General features: G+C 53.3%; 12 protein-coding genes, 1 tRNA gene and 1 pseudogene. 8 read left to right on the top strand and 6 right to left on the bottom strand.

Annotated features, from left to right (window positions below; translation table 11 throughout):
• Nucleotides 1-62 precede the first annotated feature (62 nt).
• A tRNA-Arg gene (locus GOW60_RS16230) sits at nt 63-139 on the top strand.
• Nucleotides 140-470: 331 nt separating this feature from the next.
• On the opposite strand, the pseudogene GOW60_RS16225 reads toward GOW60_RS16230, so the two are convergent.
• A pseudogene (locus GOW60_RS16225) lies at nt 471-1268 on the bottom strand (IS5 family transposase).
• Between the two features lie 125 nt (nt 1269-1393).
• The gene (locus tag GOW60_RS16220) at nt 1394-1903 is read right to left on the bottom strand and encodes a TetR/AcrR family transcriptional regulator (RefSeq protein ID WP_171230081.1); all 510 of its coding nucleotides are present in this window, start codon (nt 1901-1903) and stop codon (nt 1394-1396) included.
• Nucleotides 1904-2087: 184 nt separating this feature from the next.
• Between GOW60_RS16220 and gntH the strand changes: the two genes are divergently transcribed.
• The 3 genes from gntH to GOW60_RS16205 are packed head-to-tail and all read left to right on the top strand — an operon-like array spanning nt 2088 to nt 6378.
• Nucleotides 2088-3281: a guanitoxin biosynthesis MBL fold metallo-hydrolase GntH gene (gntH, locus tag GOW60_RS16215; RefSeq protein WP_171230080.1), complete on the top strand. Its 1194-nt coding sequence runs from the start codon at nt 2088-2090 to the stop codon at nt 3279-3281.
• 54 nt (nt 3282-3335) lie between these two features.
• Nucleotides 3336-5102 carry a hypothetical protein gene (locus tag GOW60_RS16210; RefSeq protein ID WP_171230079.1) on the top strand — a complete coding sequence of 589 codons (1767 nt, stop codon included), beginning with the start codon at nt 3336-3338 and terminating at the stop codon, nt 5100-5102.
• Entirely contained in the window at nt 5095-6378 is a 1284-nt protein-coding gene (locus GOW60_RS16205) for a HupE/UreJ family protein (RefSeq protein WP_171230078.1), read from the top strand. Before GOW60_RS16210 ends, GOW60_RS16205 begins: the two co-directional genes overlap by 8 nt.
• Before the next feature lie 199 nt (nt 6379-6577).
• Here the strand turns inward: GOW60_RS16205 and GOW60_RS16200 are convergent, their stop codons facing one another.
• On the bottom strand, nt 6578-7477 hold the full coding sequence (locus GOW60_RS16200; protein WP_254443993.1) for a hypothetical protein: 900 nt from the start codon (nt 7475-7477) through the stop codon (nt 6578-6580).
• 272 nt (nt 7478-7749) lie between these two features.
• Between GOW60_RS16200 and GOW60_RS16195 the strand changes: the two genes are divergently transcribed.
• Nucleotides 7750-9663, top strand: coding sequence for a DUF3604 domain-containing protein (locus GOW60_RS16195; RefSeq protein WP_171230077.1), 1914 nt, complete (start codon nt 7750-7752; stop codon nt 9661-9663).
• A gap of 246 nt (nt 9664-9909) precedes the next feature.
• Here GOW60_RS16195 and GOW60_RS16190 read toward each other — a convergent pair whose 3' ends face one another.
• From GOW60_RS16190 to GOW60_RS16180, 3 genes are all read right to left on the bottom strand, one after another.
• Nucleotides 9910-10725 carry an IS3 family transposase gene (locus tag GOW60_RS16190; protein ID WP_371813374.1) on the bottom strand — a complete coding sequence of 272 codons (816 nt, stop codon included), beginning with the start codon at nt 10723-10725 and terminating at the stop codon, nt 9910-9912.
• A gap of 26 nt (nt 10726-10751) precedes the next feature.
• On the bottom strand, nt 10752-11039 hold the full coding sequence (locus GOW60_RS16185; protein WP_171127984.1) for a transposase: 288 nt from the start codon (nt 11037-11039) through the stop codon (nt 10752-10754).
• A 107-nt stretch (nt 11040-11146) separates the two neighbouring features.
• Nucleotides 11147-11422 carry an HU family DNA-binding protein gene (locus GOW60_RS16180; RefSeq protein ID WP_171230223.1) on the bottom strand — a complete coding sequence of 92 codons (276 nt, stop codon included), beginning with the start codon at nt 11420-11422 and terminating at the stop codon, nt 11147-11149.
• Nucleotides 11423-12287: 865 nt separating this feature from the next.
• Between GOW60_RS16180 and GOW60_RS16175 the strand changes: the two genes are divergently transcribed.
• The 3 genes from GOW60_RS16175 (at nt 12288) to GOW60_RS16165 (ending at nt 14058) form a co-directional block, all read left to right on the top strand.
• A complete protein-coding gene (locus GOW60_RS16175) occupies nt 12288-12569 on the top strand; it encodes a hypothetical protein (RefSeq protein WP_171230076.1) in 282 nt (93 codons plus the stop codon).
• Nucleotides 12570-13088: 519 nt separating this feature from the next.
• Nucleotides 13089-13691: a hypothetical protein gene (locus GOW60_RS16170; protein WP_171230075.1), complete on the top strand. Its 603-nt coding sequence runs from the start codon at nt 13089-13091 to the stop codon at nt 13689-13691.
• The gene (locus tag GOW60_RS16165) at nt 13678-14058 is read left to right on the top strand and encodes a hypothetical protein (RefSeq protein WP_171230074.1); all 381 of its coding nucleotides are present in this window, start codon (nt 13678-13680) and stop codon (nt 14056-14058) included. The genes GOW60_RS16170 and GOW60_RS16165 overlap by 14 nt, the downstream gene beginning before the upstream one ends.
• Nucleotide 14059: the final 1 nt, after the last annotated feature.

Raw genomic sequence — 14059 nt, 5'->3', positions numbered from 1 at the left:
GTACAACAATTGTGCAAAGGCGATGACAACACGGAAATTCCCGGTTACAGAAGGCAGGGCGCGGCCCCGTGGCTCAACTGGATAGAGCAGCCCCCTCCTAAGGGGCAGGTTGCAGGTTCGAATCCTGCCGGGGTCGCCAGTTTTTGTAAGTCTTTATTTTAGTGATCATTTGGCGTGCCTGGTGTCACGGGGGTGGTGGACTTAAACGACGAATTTAAAACACGAAAAGCAGGCCATGAGTAATGATAGGAACCTTGAGCAACCAAGCGGACCCGGTACGGCTTGGCGGGTTAGGATGTCTACGCCCAAATTTTTAATGGGCACCACTGATCCAGAGATGGGCAAACTTTTTGGTCGAAGCATCACAAGAAGCCTTGGAGGTGTTTAGCACAAAGCAACGGCACGTAAGTTGCGCGACGTGGAACTTAGCAAGGTTCGAGAGTTGGAATTACAAGCGCTAGGCTCAGGGCTCATAAGCAGTATATGACGATAGCCGCGAGTGCGATTGCTAACGGGAAAGCCTTCGGGAAGCGGTCGTATCGTGTTGCAACTCACCGCCAATCTCTCAACCAGCCGAACATGATCTCAATACGGTTGCGACGTTTGTAGCGTCGCTTGTCGTATCGGATGGGCTTCTTTCGCTGTCTTCGACCAGGTGTGCAGGCCTTTATCCCTTTGTCTTGTAACGCTTCTCTGAACCAATCGGCATCATATCCACGATCTCCAGGCAGCCAATCCACGTCCGGCAGACCGTTTAGCAGGGCCTTTGCACCGGTATCATCACTGACCTGACCGGCGGTCATAAAGAAGTTCAACGGGTGCCCCTGGCTGTCACAGATGGCATCTAGCTTCGTGTTCATGCCGCCTTTGGTGCGTCCCCTCTCGGCAGCATCCTTTAGATGCGCCTGCCAGGCAGTGTATCAGTCGTCATCGCCCCCTTTTTTGACCCCGAGGCTGGATGCCATGCGGTGCGCCTTCAGATAGGTCGCATCAATCACCACGGTCTTTTCTTCGCCGTGATCGGCGGACAGGCCCATCATCATTTCCGCGAAGATGCCCTTATCACTCCACCGCTTCCAACAGTTGTACAAGGTCTTGTGTGGCTCGTATTCCTTGGGTGCATCACGCCATCTTAACCCGTTACGATTAATGAATATAATCCCACTCAAAACACGCTTGTCATCGACGCGAGGTTTCCCGTGGGACTGCGAGAAGAAAGGCTCAAGACGCGCCATCTGCGTGTCCGTTAGTCAGAAGTGATCAGACATGTTAATCGCTCGTTTTCGAACCGTGAATCACGCCGCATAACTTAACCCAATGGGTCATGAGGCTGGTAAAACTAGTGTTCCGTTTCCAGCAAGCATCCTAATCTGGCTATTATCCTGACTTTTTTCTACTTTCCGACAAGAATTGCGTGTTCCCGTTCGATGACCTTTTCCCAATCGCCTTGCGCCTTCAGACCAGTCGAAGAGTCTCCCATTAGCGACGTGACCATGAGTCTTCCACGCGCTTTCGCTTCCTCATTCGAGAAACCGGCCTGTTCAAACATCCAGGCGGCAAATTGGAAGCGTTTGCCGATGGTTCTTTGATACGATTCTTTCACCTTCTCATCGGTATTCGCCCAGACTGAGACAGCGTGATCTGGCAATGCGGCGTCCTCTTCAATGACCTTTTTCATAAGAAGAAGAATTCGGTCTTCCGGGGGGCCGCCAAATGTCTTTGCCTGTGCGATCACTTTGTCAGTCAGTTCCTGCTCCCAATATCTGAGAACCTCATCCAAAAGCTCACGGACGTTTTTGAAATGCCAATAAAAGCTACCGCTTGTCAGGTTCAGTCGCTTTGCCATTGGTACGACTTTTATCGCGGAAACGCCGCCCTCGTTCAGGACTTTGTAGGCCAGCAATATCCAGTCTTCTTTGGTCGCGGCGTTTTTGGGTGAGGCTCGGGTGATAGTTTCTGACATTCAGATTACAGCATTCTTTGTTTGACATAGAGTAGTCTATGGACTTACCGTAGAGAAGTCTATGGTTGACTGGGAGTTCACGACATCGTGCTCTCCCAAACGCCATGCAGAAAAGGGGGGATCAATGAATAGCATTATGAATTCCACGACTGGCGCACTATTGGCATTGGGTTTGTCGTTGGCTGGCACCGCTTCAGCGCAAAACGCGCTGCCGACTGGTCGAACTGCTTCTGCAATTGAAAACGGTGTTTATCCCGCGTCATACTTTCCCAACACTGAAATCCTTGGCGCGGATGAGATGCGTATCACGGCATTGGGGACAGGGATGCCAAACCAAACCAAAGCTGCCGTTTCGATTTCATTTTATGTTGAACTAGGAAATGGAGACGTTTTCCTGTTTGACGTGGGCACGGGTGCAACTGGAAACTTGTTTTCATTGAGACCGGATTTTGCGAAGGTCGATAAGGTCTTTTTCAGTCATTTGCATGTCGACCACGTTGGAGACTTCATGGGTCTTCATGTTGGGGGTTGGCTTTCGGGCAGATATACTCCGCTCCGCGTCTTCGGCCCGTCCGGATCAGAGGATGAACTGGGCACCAAAGCCTATGTAGAAGGCATGTCAAAAGCCTATGCTTGGGATCTGGCCACACGTACGGGGGCGCTGCCGGATGATGGTGCCAAGCTTGAAGTTACCGAATTCGATTACATGCAGGAAAACGAGATCGTTTATCAGGAGAACGACGTAACTATCCGGTCCTGGCCTGCTATCCACAGCTTAGATGGCTCGGTGAGTTATTCTCTGGAATGGAATGGGCTGAAATACGTCTTTGGCGGAGATACTTACCCAAACAAATGGTACGTAGAATATGCCAAAGGGGCGGATATCGCTTCTCACGAGGCTTTTCTGCCACCTGACGCTTTGGCCCCATACTTTGGCTGGGACATGAAACAGGCAACCTATGTAGCCACGCGCGTTCATACCGAACCTGCGGCGTTTGGCAAAGTGATGTCTGCGGTCGAACCGCGTATGGCGCTGGGGTATCATTCTGTTCTTTCACCCGAGAATTTTCAGGCGATTTTGGAAGGTGTACGTTCGACTTACGATGGTCCACTCACACTCGCACGAGATCTTCAGGTGATCAACGTAACCAAGGACCAGATCGTTGTTCGGGAAGCGAGTGTTGATGACTATGCACTGCCACCAGCTGTGAGCGACGAGTATATCAATGCCCCGCGTTCAAAAGAAAAAGAGCCGTCCGACAAAGTCAAAGCGGGCAAATGGGATGGTTACACGCCACCGCCAATGCCGGAAAATTAAAGTTCAGGGGTGAACAAAATTCCGATTTGGCAGTATCTGTGCCGACTATGTCTGATGCTGAGCCTGATGGCCTCAGGTGCACGCGCCGTTTCGGCGGATGTCGTTCTGACTAACGGATCAGAAGTCGCCCCCAACATCGCTGTCCTTCATATCAAAGACGATGGGGTCTACGTCGACCTTGAGATCTATATCGAAGATATTCCGTTGTTTACTGATATGTTGCCAATCGGTTGGTCATCGGATTTCGTCGAGAGTAAGCCGGAGGCTAAACAAGAGACCAATCAAGGTTTTGCCCAAGCCGAAAGTCGGGCGCTATCGATTGTTGGAAGAGACAATCAGCCCCTAAACGCTGAAATCAGAAATTTAGAATACCGAACACGCATCGACCGGGCCTCGCCACTTGCAGGTCAGCGGAATCCATTCTCGGGTCAAATTGTTCCCAGCCCGCCAAAAGATCCGCGTGTTCTGTTCATCAGAGTGTTCTTTCCGTTTCAAAACACAGTTCCCAACGAGCTGACTATAATGCCTCCATCGCGGGATGGTGAACCACTGGCGACTATCGGGATGCAGGTTTTTGACCGTGAGGTTCCGGTCACCGATTTTAGCTTCTTGTCAAAGCCGGCAGAGTTAAAGATTCACTGGCCTGATCCGTGGGATAGCCGTTTTTCTGCTGAAAGCCTAAATCGAAAAGCGCAGGACGGGACATCCACCTTTCTCTACATCGAACCTCGTGAAGTTCGGCATGAGACGCTGATCCGCTTGCGTGAACTGGCGCCTTGGATTGGTGAAACTACCGAAGTCGGTCAAACACTTTCGCCACAGCGTAGCGCCATGATCGTAAACCAAGCGGCGTCCTTCCTTGCTTCTCGTAACCCGGTGACAATTGATGGCAAATTAGTGCAACCGTCGAACGCTACAGCAAAGCTCTTGGAACTGACATCGCAGGGTTATCAGGTTGTCGAGCCTGGAAAGGATGTGTCCGTGAACAATGCGTTTATCGGAGCTATCCTGTCCTTCTCATCGGTAGAACTTCCCGATCAGGTGACAGTCACATGGGATATGTTTAACGAGGAAATTTCCCGCGTTGCGACCATTTCAAACGATATCGCTGGGCCATTCTTTGGAGCTGTGACACCTGCGGACCCTCAGTTTCACTGGCAGAACCACCTGCTCCAATACCAAAGAGCATCTGTTACTCAGATTCCATTTGAGCAGCAGAAACGGCAGAACCCGGCTATGGCGTTGATCGCCGGGATTATCAGCGCCGTTTCACTCGGTTTTCTCCTGCTAACCAGGGACAAAGTCGCAAAGCGTGCCAGTTGCGTGACTATGATTGCCGCTGCTTCGGCAACGTTTGTATTTTCGGGATATTTGCCGGAATTACTTTGGAACAAGCCCGAGCCCCCTGAGCAGCAGGTTGCGGAAGACATACTGCGCTCGATGGTCAAAAACTTGAACACGGTGACCCTGGAAACTTCGCCGGCAGCAAGAAAGGCAGAGCTGGCCCACATTGTAACGGCGGCATCTCTGGGCGACATCGCAACAGAGGTAGAGCGTGGTCTCGTGATCCGAACGCCAGGAGGCAGTCTTGCCACGGTTACTGATATTAGAGACCTGAAATTAGAGCGCGTTGACCCGACCCTCAAACCGGGTGGATTTAGCACTCTGGCAAAATGGACAGTGAAAGCCCAAGGCGGTCATTGGGGACACGCCCATATACGCGCGGTTACGTTTCGGGTGCTAGCCGAGGTCGTAGCTGAGTCAGGGCAATGGAAGCTGGATGGATTAACTGTAATCGAGGCTCGCGATCCAAATGCATAAGTATTTAAGATCAAAGGTTTTTACTTTCGGCGCTCTGTTTGTCGGTGTGCTTTTATCACTGACGCTGTCAGCCTCTGCGCATTTTTTGCTTAACCTCAACGTTCGAATTTCGCATGTCGAGCATTCCGAGGGCGGTCTGCGTGTCTACATGCGTACGCCCATGCCTTATCTGGTTGCAGACAAGGTCGGTGATCAGAATGGAGATGCCTTGCCGGAAGCTGCACCATTCACTACCAATGCCATGAGCGATGGTCAGGTGGTCCACTTCGTCGACTTGCCGGCTGTCATGAGCGATCCCAATGGGCTGGGGCAATTCGCGGAAGGTGGGTTGCATCTGTTGGGCGACAATCAGCGCTTGAGAGGAACAGTTAAGTCCGTTCGCTTGCATCGCGTTGGAAATGAGCCCGGATTTGCAACTTTGGCCGAAGCTCAACAGGCGGTGGACACCGAAACGGCCTTAACGCCACCGCTTTTTGTTGGTGATACGATTGTCGATCTCGTCCTGTATTATGAGACTGACGGCCCGATCCAATCGTACAGCATTTCTAACGTGCTAGACCCCGGCTTGCCGGATCAGCACCAAACGGCCAACCTCATTCTCGACTACGCGTCTGACACGCCTCAGATATTCCGATCTCGGGGCCTGATGACTGAACCATTGGTGGTTCAGAAGAAGGGGTATGGAGGATTCCTCAGTTTCGTCTGGGAAGGCATACGACATATCCTCGAAGGGTTGGATCATGTCTTATTTGTTGTGTGTTTGGTCATCGGAGCGCAGACACTCAGGGCACTATTGCTGCGTGCAACCGGTTTTACCGTTGGACATAGCGTAACTTTGTCGCTGGGGTTCTTCGGGTTTGTGCCATCGGGCGCGTGGTTTGTTCCTGCCGTCGAAACCGGGATCGCGCTTTCCATCATATTTGCAGCCGTCGCAGCGTTTATGAGTTTTAAGGACAGCGCGCGCTCTGAGGTCACGATGGTGCTTCTGACAACGCTGATTGGCCTCTTGCACGGGCTTGGGTTTAGCTTTGTGTTGCACAAGATCTTGCAGGTCACATCTCCAAACATCTGGCAAAGCCTGCTTGCTTTCAATCTTGGCGTCGAGCTTGGCCAAGTTGCCATTATTCTTGCACTCTGGCCCGCCTTGATAATGTGTCGGCGCGTGAACTCCAGTTTGTGGATGTCCGTACGAGTGGGCTTAGCCGGTGGGTGTGCGGCTATCGCCTGCTTTTGGACCGTTCAGCGAGTTGCCGAGGTTTATTCCACGTTGGCTTAGGGTCATTGCGAAGGCGCGTGCCGTGATGGTCTCCTAAGACATGCGGACTTCGGCTGTTCCGAAGCATAAGACAGATTAGGCTCGTTGCAGTCGTTCGCTGCACTTGGGATGAACGCCCCCTATGTGGACAAATTAGACGCGTGAACTCAGCCGCGAGAAAAACTCCGCACACAACTGGCAAACTGGCTCAATGCTGTGGTCAGAACCTGACTCTGAACGCCAGCCCAACCAATGGCGCTGTTTCATAGCTCTGACGATTAATTTCCAATCCATTCGCATCATCTAGCGTCAGGCGGCCGTCAAATTCTGCGCCAGCAAAGACACTTAATGAAACCCCAGGGTTCGGGTTGTACCCAACAGATAGGACTACAGGGATACTTTTATCCTCACCCACACCATTCGGGGCAAGGCCGTCCCCATCCAACCTGAATCGAATCCTTTCCGATCGCGCGGTCAACGAAATGTCCAAGGTGTCATTCAACGCGTAACTCAGTGTCAGTCCAGGACCTTGCGTCGCTCCTACACCAGAGCCAGTATTCAAGTTCCAGCGATCGTTTATGTCCCAGTCGATCAGCAGGGCTGGAAAAAAATCTGTACCGCTTTCGTCAAATTGAGAAAACGCGCCAAAGGCCGGACCTATCGTCAAGCGCTCGCTCAGTTGCCAAGCAATTCCTGCAAAAATACCATGGGTTCTTCCTTCAGATGAGGAGGCCCCGCTTTGATAGTCCCATCTGATCTGTGGCGACACAAAAACTGTTGCTGTATCACTCACTCGAAGCCGCACAGGAACAGCGACGCGGAGGTCACGGATGTTTTCCCATGGCTGGTTGTTCGATTGGCTGAAGCGATAATCCAGCTTGCCAAAGCTGGTGGAAAGCCCAACTGAATTTCCTCCGTCCAGATTGTATAGTGCGGTCGCACGAAGAAATGTTCGACTTGCAGAGAATTCGCCACCGCCGCTCAAATCCGCATCCCCTTGAAAAGCGGCAAGCCCATCAACTTGATACGCCCAACCTAGCCGCGGCTGTGCAGTCAACGGAAACGCTGTGAAACATAGGGAAATAGTTCCAAAGCAGCACGTTAGAATAAGGTTTTTCATATGACGTTTCCTAAGTGACGCTGGTTCCCTTTCGGGGTGCCACTCCTGGACCAGCGGTTCAAGTGCTTTCAAGTCTGTTATGCGGACTTTGCATCCATTTGCATTCTTGCTCCTCAGGGCCGCAATCAGCCTAAAGCAAACCTATAAAATCGAGTCTTGGACAGGTCCACGCGCGCGGATGGGGGCCGGCGGACCCCACTAACTTGAATATTTGATTTTATGCATGCTTTGTCGTACACTTTTGCTTTGGTTTTTTTGTCTGGGGGGCAGTCATGAAAACTCATTTTGAACCCACGATTATGTTGCATGCTGCAACCGCCTTGGCGCTTTCATTAGGAACGCAAGCAGTTGGCTTTGAAGGCGAAGTACCTCCAGATAAGGTGGTTCCTGCACAGACCTACTCTCCGTTTGTTGACCGATCTTATCCTGATCAGGTTCTATTCGGTGATCTTCACTTCCATACTGAAATCTCATTCGACGCAGGGCTTGTTGGGACTTCTCTGAACATCCACGACGCCTTCCGCGTGGCCCGCGGTGAGAGGATAACCTCAAACACCGGACAACCTGTTCAACTCATTAGGCCCCTCGATTTCCTCGCGATTACTGAACACGCGGAAATGTTGGGACTTGCGACCGCCGTTCGAGCAGCTGACCCTCGGCTTTTGGCTGACGAGTGGGGTCGTTTGACCTACGAAAGGTTCAATTCCGGGCAAGAAGGTCGGATGGAGGCGTTCGCTGATATCATCGAAATCGCATCAATCGAAGGGCGAGACCCGACCGCTGGATTGGATTTGGACGGTGACCTTTGGCAACAAATCGTGGAAACGGTCGACGAATACTACGAACCCGGCGTCTTCACATCATTGGCTGGGTACGAGTGGACATCAACTCCGAGAGGTAACAATCTCCACCGGGTGGTGATCTTCGGAGACGGCGCCGATAAGACCGGTCGAACCCGCCCATTTACCTATTTTGAAAGCGAAGACCCTGAGCCGTTGTGGGACTATCTGGCTGCGTACGAAGAAGAGACGGGTGGAAGCGCAGTATCTGTTCCCCATAACGGAAATATATCCAATGGAATAATGTTCGCGCCTACGAAATTCGACGGCACACCTATGGACGCGGAATACGCCGCCAAACGCATTCGTTGGGAGCCGATGCATGAGGTAACTCAGATCAAGGGGGACGAGGAAACGCACCCATTCCTGTCACCTGATGATGAGTTTGCGGATTTCGAAACCTGGGACGTTGCGAATATCTCGGGCACCGTCGCAAAGACCCCTGAAATGTTGCGCTACGAGTATGGGCGCTCTGCCTTGAAGGTCGGGCTCGAAGTTCAGCGGGAGACAGGCGTTAACCCATTCAAGTTCGGCTTCTACGGCACGACGGACACGCACACCGCGCTCCCGACCACGCGGGAAGACAACTACTTTGGTAAGTACCAACACACAGAGCCTTCAGCGAACCGTCACAACTTTGATGTAATCCCGGCCGAAGACCCGGCATTGCGCATCATTACGGCGCAAGAATCGGCTGCAGGCCTCACCGCTGTTTGGGCGCGCAAAAACACCCGCGAGGAAGTCCACGGAGCAATCAAGCGCAAAGAGGCCTACGCTACGACCGGGCCGCGAATGCGAGTCCGGGTCTTTGGCGGTTGGAATTTTGATGCCGATGATCTGTACGCCTCGGATTTTGTTTCCAACGGGTATAAGAACGGCGTGCCGATGGGCGGAGACCTTAGGAACGCGCCGGATGGGGTTTCTCCCAGCTTCCTGATCCGGGCGCTGCGCGACCCAGATGGCGCGAACCTCGACCGAGTCCAAATTATCAAAGGCTGGATCGACGAGAGTGGCGAAACCCATGAGCGGATCTTCGACGTGGCCGTCTCCGATGGCCGAGAGATTGGAGAGGATGGTCGTGCACGCGAACCAGTAGGCTCGACGGTAGACATTGAAAACGCGACATACAGCAACTCAATCGGTTCCGTGGAACTCGCCGGTTATTGGCAAGACCCAGATTTTGACCCGAACAACAACGCGTTTTACTATGTGAGAGTGATCGAAATTCCAAAGCCGCGATGGACGACCATAGACGCAGCTTTCTACGATATACCGCTGCCCGAGGCGGTTCCCGCAGAAGTCCAAGACCGTGCTTACACATCGCCGATCTGGTTCAGCGCTGAATAGTGAGGCTAGTATTTCGACAAAGCTGGTCTTGATCAATTTCGATTCCCACGGAACACGTTGGCAACCAGTTCCAATGGCTCGAAAATCTCCAAAGCGTGAGGACGCCTTCTGGCTCTGTTGCAGTACAAATTAAACCCGTTCTGATGCCACCGCGCCTGCTCGCCGGTAACGCCGGCAGTCGCCGCACGCTGTTCTTTGCAAAATCAACTTTTTGCGCGTTGCCGTCGTTTGTGCGGAGCGCAGTGTCTAGCCCCCGTGTTCTGGGCCATTTCGGACTAGAGTTTCGGGGACTGGTGGGCGCATGTTGAGGGCCTGATGCGGTCGGGTGTGGTTGTATTGCCTGAGCCAGCAGTTGATCACGATCTGTGCCTGCTTGGTCGTTGTGAACCATTCGGAATTGAGAACCTCGCGGCGGAGCGTTCCATTGAACCTCTCGTTGTATCCGTTCTCCCAGGGAGAGCCCGGGTAGATCCGGATCGGGTTCACACCGACCTTCTCGAGCCAACTCTGGGTCGCTCGTGAAGAGAACTCTGGGCCGTTATCGCTTCGAACGAAATCAGGCTTTCCGTGGCGCAGGAACAGCCCGTAGAGAACCTCCAGCACATCTTTAGAACCCATGCGGGTCCGAACTTCCACTGCAAGCGCCTGGCGGGTGTATTCATCCAAAACCGTGAGCATCTTGTAGCTCCGCCCATTGCTCAGCTTGTCGTGAACGAAATCGACGCTCCAGACATGGTTGGGATGCGTCGGTCGGAGTCGAATGATCGAGCTGTCCTTGTGGTACAGGCGACGCTTCTTCTTGTGCCGCTGCGGGAGTTGCAGACCTTCCTCCCGCCACAGCCGTTCTACCTTCTTGTGATTGACACGCCAGCCCTCGACCCGAAGTAGCTGCGCCACCTTACGGTAGCCATACCGGCCATAGCTCTTGGCCAGACGGATCATGGCCAGTCGAAGAGCATCATCGTTCTTCTCTACGGCCTGGTATTGCATGGAGCTGCGTGCAAGGCCGACCACCTTGCAGGTGCGACGCTCTGATGTGCCGAGCTTCTGGCGAGCATGAATGACGGCCTGACGAAGTTGGCTCGTCGTCAGGCCCTCGGTTTTAGGTAGTTCAGACTTTCTTTGAGGATCAGCTTGTCCAGTTCCAGTTCGGCCACGATCTTCTTCAGCCGAGCATTTTCTTTCTCCAGGCTGCGCAACTCCGACAGTTGCGACTTGCCCATGCCACCGAACCGACGCCGCCAATTGTAGTAGGTCGCATCGCTGACACCGACACCACGACAGGCTGTCCGAACATCATCGCCATCTGCCAGCTTCAGTTCAATCTCACGCAGCAGCTTCAGAATGTCTTCGTCCGAGTATCGCTTCCGAGCCATCCCTTGTTCCCCCCTCTCGGCCAAAGTAGTGGCCCAATTTTACGGGGCAAAGACAAGCGTCATGCATATAGTTCAACTTACTAAGCCGTCCAAAGTTGCAAAATGGATTACCCTTCAACAGCGTCTTTCAATGCTTTTGCGATGGTCATTTTGACCACCTTTTCGGCCTCTTTTTTAAATTGCTCCCCGGTTGCAGGGTTGCGAACCTGGCGTTCAGGACGCTCGCGGCAATAAATTTTTCCAACGCCGGGCAAAGTTACTGCGCCGCCACCGGAGACTTCCCTAGTAATAAGACCAGTGATCGCATTCAGTGCGACAACTGCGGATTTTGTGTCAGTACCCATTTCCTCAGCGAGGGCAGCAATAAGCTGTGTCTTGGTCATTGGTTTCGCAGACGAGCGAACACGACCTTTAACGAAGCGTCGTGCTGGCGTAGAAGCAGACTGCACCAACTTAGGCTTGCTCTTTTTTTCTTTCAGAGCGTCTAGGCGTTGTTGCAAAAAGGCATTTGCTTTTTCTTGCCGTAGTACTTCACGTTCCTCATCGGTCAGTTGCTTGTACTTTTCTAAGGTCAAGGAGTTTCGTTTCATCTCATTTCCCGCCACCGAAAATGTCGAATAGCCCTTTGATTTCCTTTACTAAATCGATCGTTTTTCGACCAACCTTTAGCGCTTTTCCCTTCCAAGATACTGCTTCATGCGGCCGTATGCCAGAGATCAACACGCTAACTCCATCATGGTCATGATAGACAATGTAGTGAACACTTAGTGAACTGAAAAGGTACTCATGGTTGGTACCATCGGTGCTCGAACCCAAATAGGGGTCCTTCGACAAGTTCTTTATTAGTCGATCGAAGTCGGCATCGGAGACGTGATACATAGCCTTGTCAAGGTCAACTATCTCCGTGTGCCGCACTGGGACCTTAATAGGCTTAGATGACAAATCACTCTCTCCAAAGCGTAATACCAGATAGGAAGCTTAAAAATTTTCGGAAAAGCAAGAAAAATTCAGTTTTGACAAATAAATGGCATTGAGGCTTTTTACCTCCGAAACCAGCATCACCTAAATCTCCCAGCCCTCCACCTTTTTCTTCGGAACATCGCCCCGACAGCGGATGTTATTCAATCATCGCTGGGTTTGCGGCGTGCCGATGAAAATGCGCCGCACTCGCGCGCACTCGGTGACCCAGTGGGCTGCCTCCTTTCGGCCTTGCCTGCCGGGTGCGCGCTCAACACAGAGAGGTTCCGAATGCCTGCCCATTACCTGACACTGCGCGCGACAATCGACAAATACGACACCGTTACAATTGAAGGCACCAACAACGCATCGACCTTCGATCTCAAGGTACCCAAAGGCATCGATCTGGCTGACGACATCGCCGCGACACTGAACGTCGGACAGGGCAACGTTTACCGCGACACCTACGCCGTGCTGACCAATGATCGCGGCTGCGTCGTGAAGGTCGGAGACGGGACATTTATGATCCCCTGGCAGCGCATCACCGACGTGGTTGCACAACTCCGGGCATGATACTTGGCGACCGCCCACAGACGCCCGAAGCGGCCCTTGTGACGGCAATCATCATGCAGGCATACCGTGACCTGTTCATGACCGTTCGGACAGGTGCCACCGCATCCTTTACAGCACGCGCCGACCAAGATCAGGCCATGTCATTCCTAACGGATCGGACAGGTACACTCGCGCGGCATCGCAACCACCTATGCAGCCTCATTGGCTGGGATGGCGACGTACTGGCGGAGCGGATTCGTGCAATGATGGAGGGCGATGACTTCCCAATGCCGACTGATAGGACGCCCGCTGCCCACAAGCGTGGCGCACAGGCCGTCGAGAACATTCGCGCGCGTTGGCGGTACCTAAAAAACCCGCCCAAACAACCCGCTCCACCTAATTCTGCCGGTCGGCGATCTGAGGCAGCCCCATTAAATTCGAACGTGAACGCAACGGTGTGCGACGTTCCTGTCTAATCCAATTCGGATGAGCGCGACGCCCACCAAAGCGTCGCGTTCATTTATTGGAAAGGACGGGATCGTGACGGACGAAACCACGGCTGCATTGCAAGCCCTCATCAAGCAGGTCGAAACTCTCACCACCACGGTGACGGATCAGGCGAAACGCCTCGACGGCCTGCGCGACTTCAACACCCGCATCTTAGACGAAAAGAAAGACCTTCAGCGCAAGCTCGCGACCAGACCTGATGGCAAGACCGACGCTGAGATGGAAAAGCTCGGTTTAGAGCGGGGTTCGGACGGCAATTGGTATCCCAAGGGAACACGCCCGACCCACAGTCTGACGCGCGCAGAGGCGCGTGATCCGCACAAGTACCGCGAGGCAAAGGCCGCTGCCGAGAAAGCGGGAGCGACCCTGCAAATCATCGACCCGGATACGCCCGAAGATGCGCATCGCCGTGGCCGCCCCGACACCGCAACATCACGCACCACGGTTATCAAAGACGAGGATACGCGCCGCGCTTATGTGCGCCGCGATGTGATGGGGTCATCCGAGTTTGGGGCGCAGTATCGGAAACTGCGTGAAGACGGTTTTACGCCTGTCTCATGGGATCAGCCGGACGAATTGCCCCAGCACATGCAGACGAAGTTTGCGCTGATGGAGAAATCTCATGACGCCAACTGATCGCGCCTGCCTGCAATACGCGGTCCATGTCGCGCTCGGCTTGGATCATGCCTACGTCACACCGGATGGCGCGTGCGTCATGGTGGATTCCATTGACCGGTTCGACCCGTCAAGCAACCCGCTTGATGCCGTTATCACGACGCTTGCCCAGATGATGAAACTCCACCTTGAGGGCGTCGGGTTTGGAGAGTTGCGCAACGACCTCCTGCGGTCGGGCGTTCGGGAACAGTTCGCAAATCGCGTTCATGATCATCTGGTCGATGTCTCCGTTGAAGAATGGGCGGCGCTCCGCGCCCGCATCCGTTGGTATGGCGACGATACGGGCGAACCGTTGCCCGCCTCAACCGAAGTTCAAGGTGAGTCCTGAA

The sequence above is a fragment of the Ruegeria sp. HKCCA4008 genome (assembly GCF_013033125.1).
Taxonomy (GTDB): domain Bacteria; phylum Pseudomonadota; class Alphaproteobacteria; order Rhodobacterales; family Rhodobacteraceae; genus Ruegeria.
This window is presented reverse-complemented; position numbering and strand designations above follow the sequence as displayed.

What these genes read in the sequence shown, in the direction of transcription:
- GOW60_RS16195 (WP_171230077.1), top strand. Translation starts at nt 7,750, where the DNA reads ATGAAAACTCATTTTGAACCCACGATTATGTTGCATGCTGCAACCGCC.
- GOW60_RS16180 (WP_171230223.1), bottom strand. Translation starts at nt 11,422, where the DNA reads ATGACCAAGACACAGCTTATTGCTGCCCTCGCTGAGGAAATGGGTACT.
- GOW60_RS16210 (WP_171230079.1), top strand. Translation starts at nt 3,336, where the DNA reads ATGCTGAGCCTGATGGCCTCAGGTGCACGCGCCGTTTCGGCGGATGTC.
- GOW60_RS16165 (WP_171230074.1), top strand. Translation starts at nt 13,678, where the DNA reads ATGACGCCAACTGATCGCGCCTGCCTGCAATACGCGGTCCATGTCGCG.
- GOW60_RS16175 (WP_171230076.1), top strand. Translation starts at nt 12,288, where the DNA reads ATGCCTGCCCATTACCTGACACTGCGCGCGACAATCGACAAATACGAC.
- GOW60_RS16205 (WP_171230078.1), top strand. Translation starts at nt 5,095, where the DNA reads ATGCATAAGTATTTAAGATCAAAGGTTTTTACTTTCGGCGCTCTGTTT.
- GOW60_RS16185 (WP_171127984.1), bottom strand. Translation starts at nt 11,039, where the DNA reads ATGGCTCGGAAGCGATACTCGGACGAAGACATTCTGAAGCTGCTGCGT.
- gntH (WP_171230080.1), top strand. Translation starts at nt 2,088, where the DNA reads ATGAATAGCATTATGAATTCCACGACTGGCGCACTATTGGCATTGGGT.
- GOW60_RS16200 (WP_254443993.1), bottom strand. Translation starts at nt 7,477, where the DNA reads ATGAAAAACCTTATTCTAACGTGCTGCTTTGGAACTATTTCCCTATGT.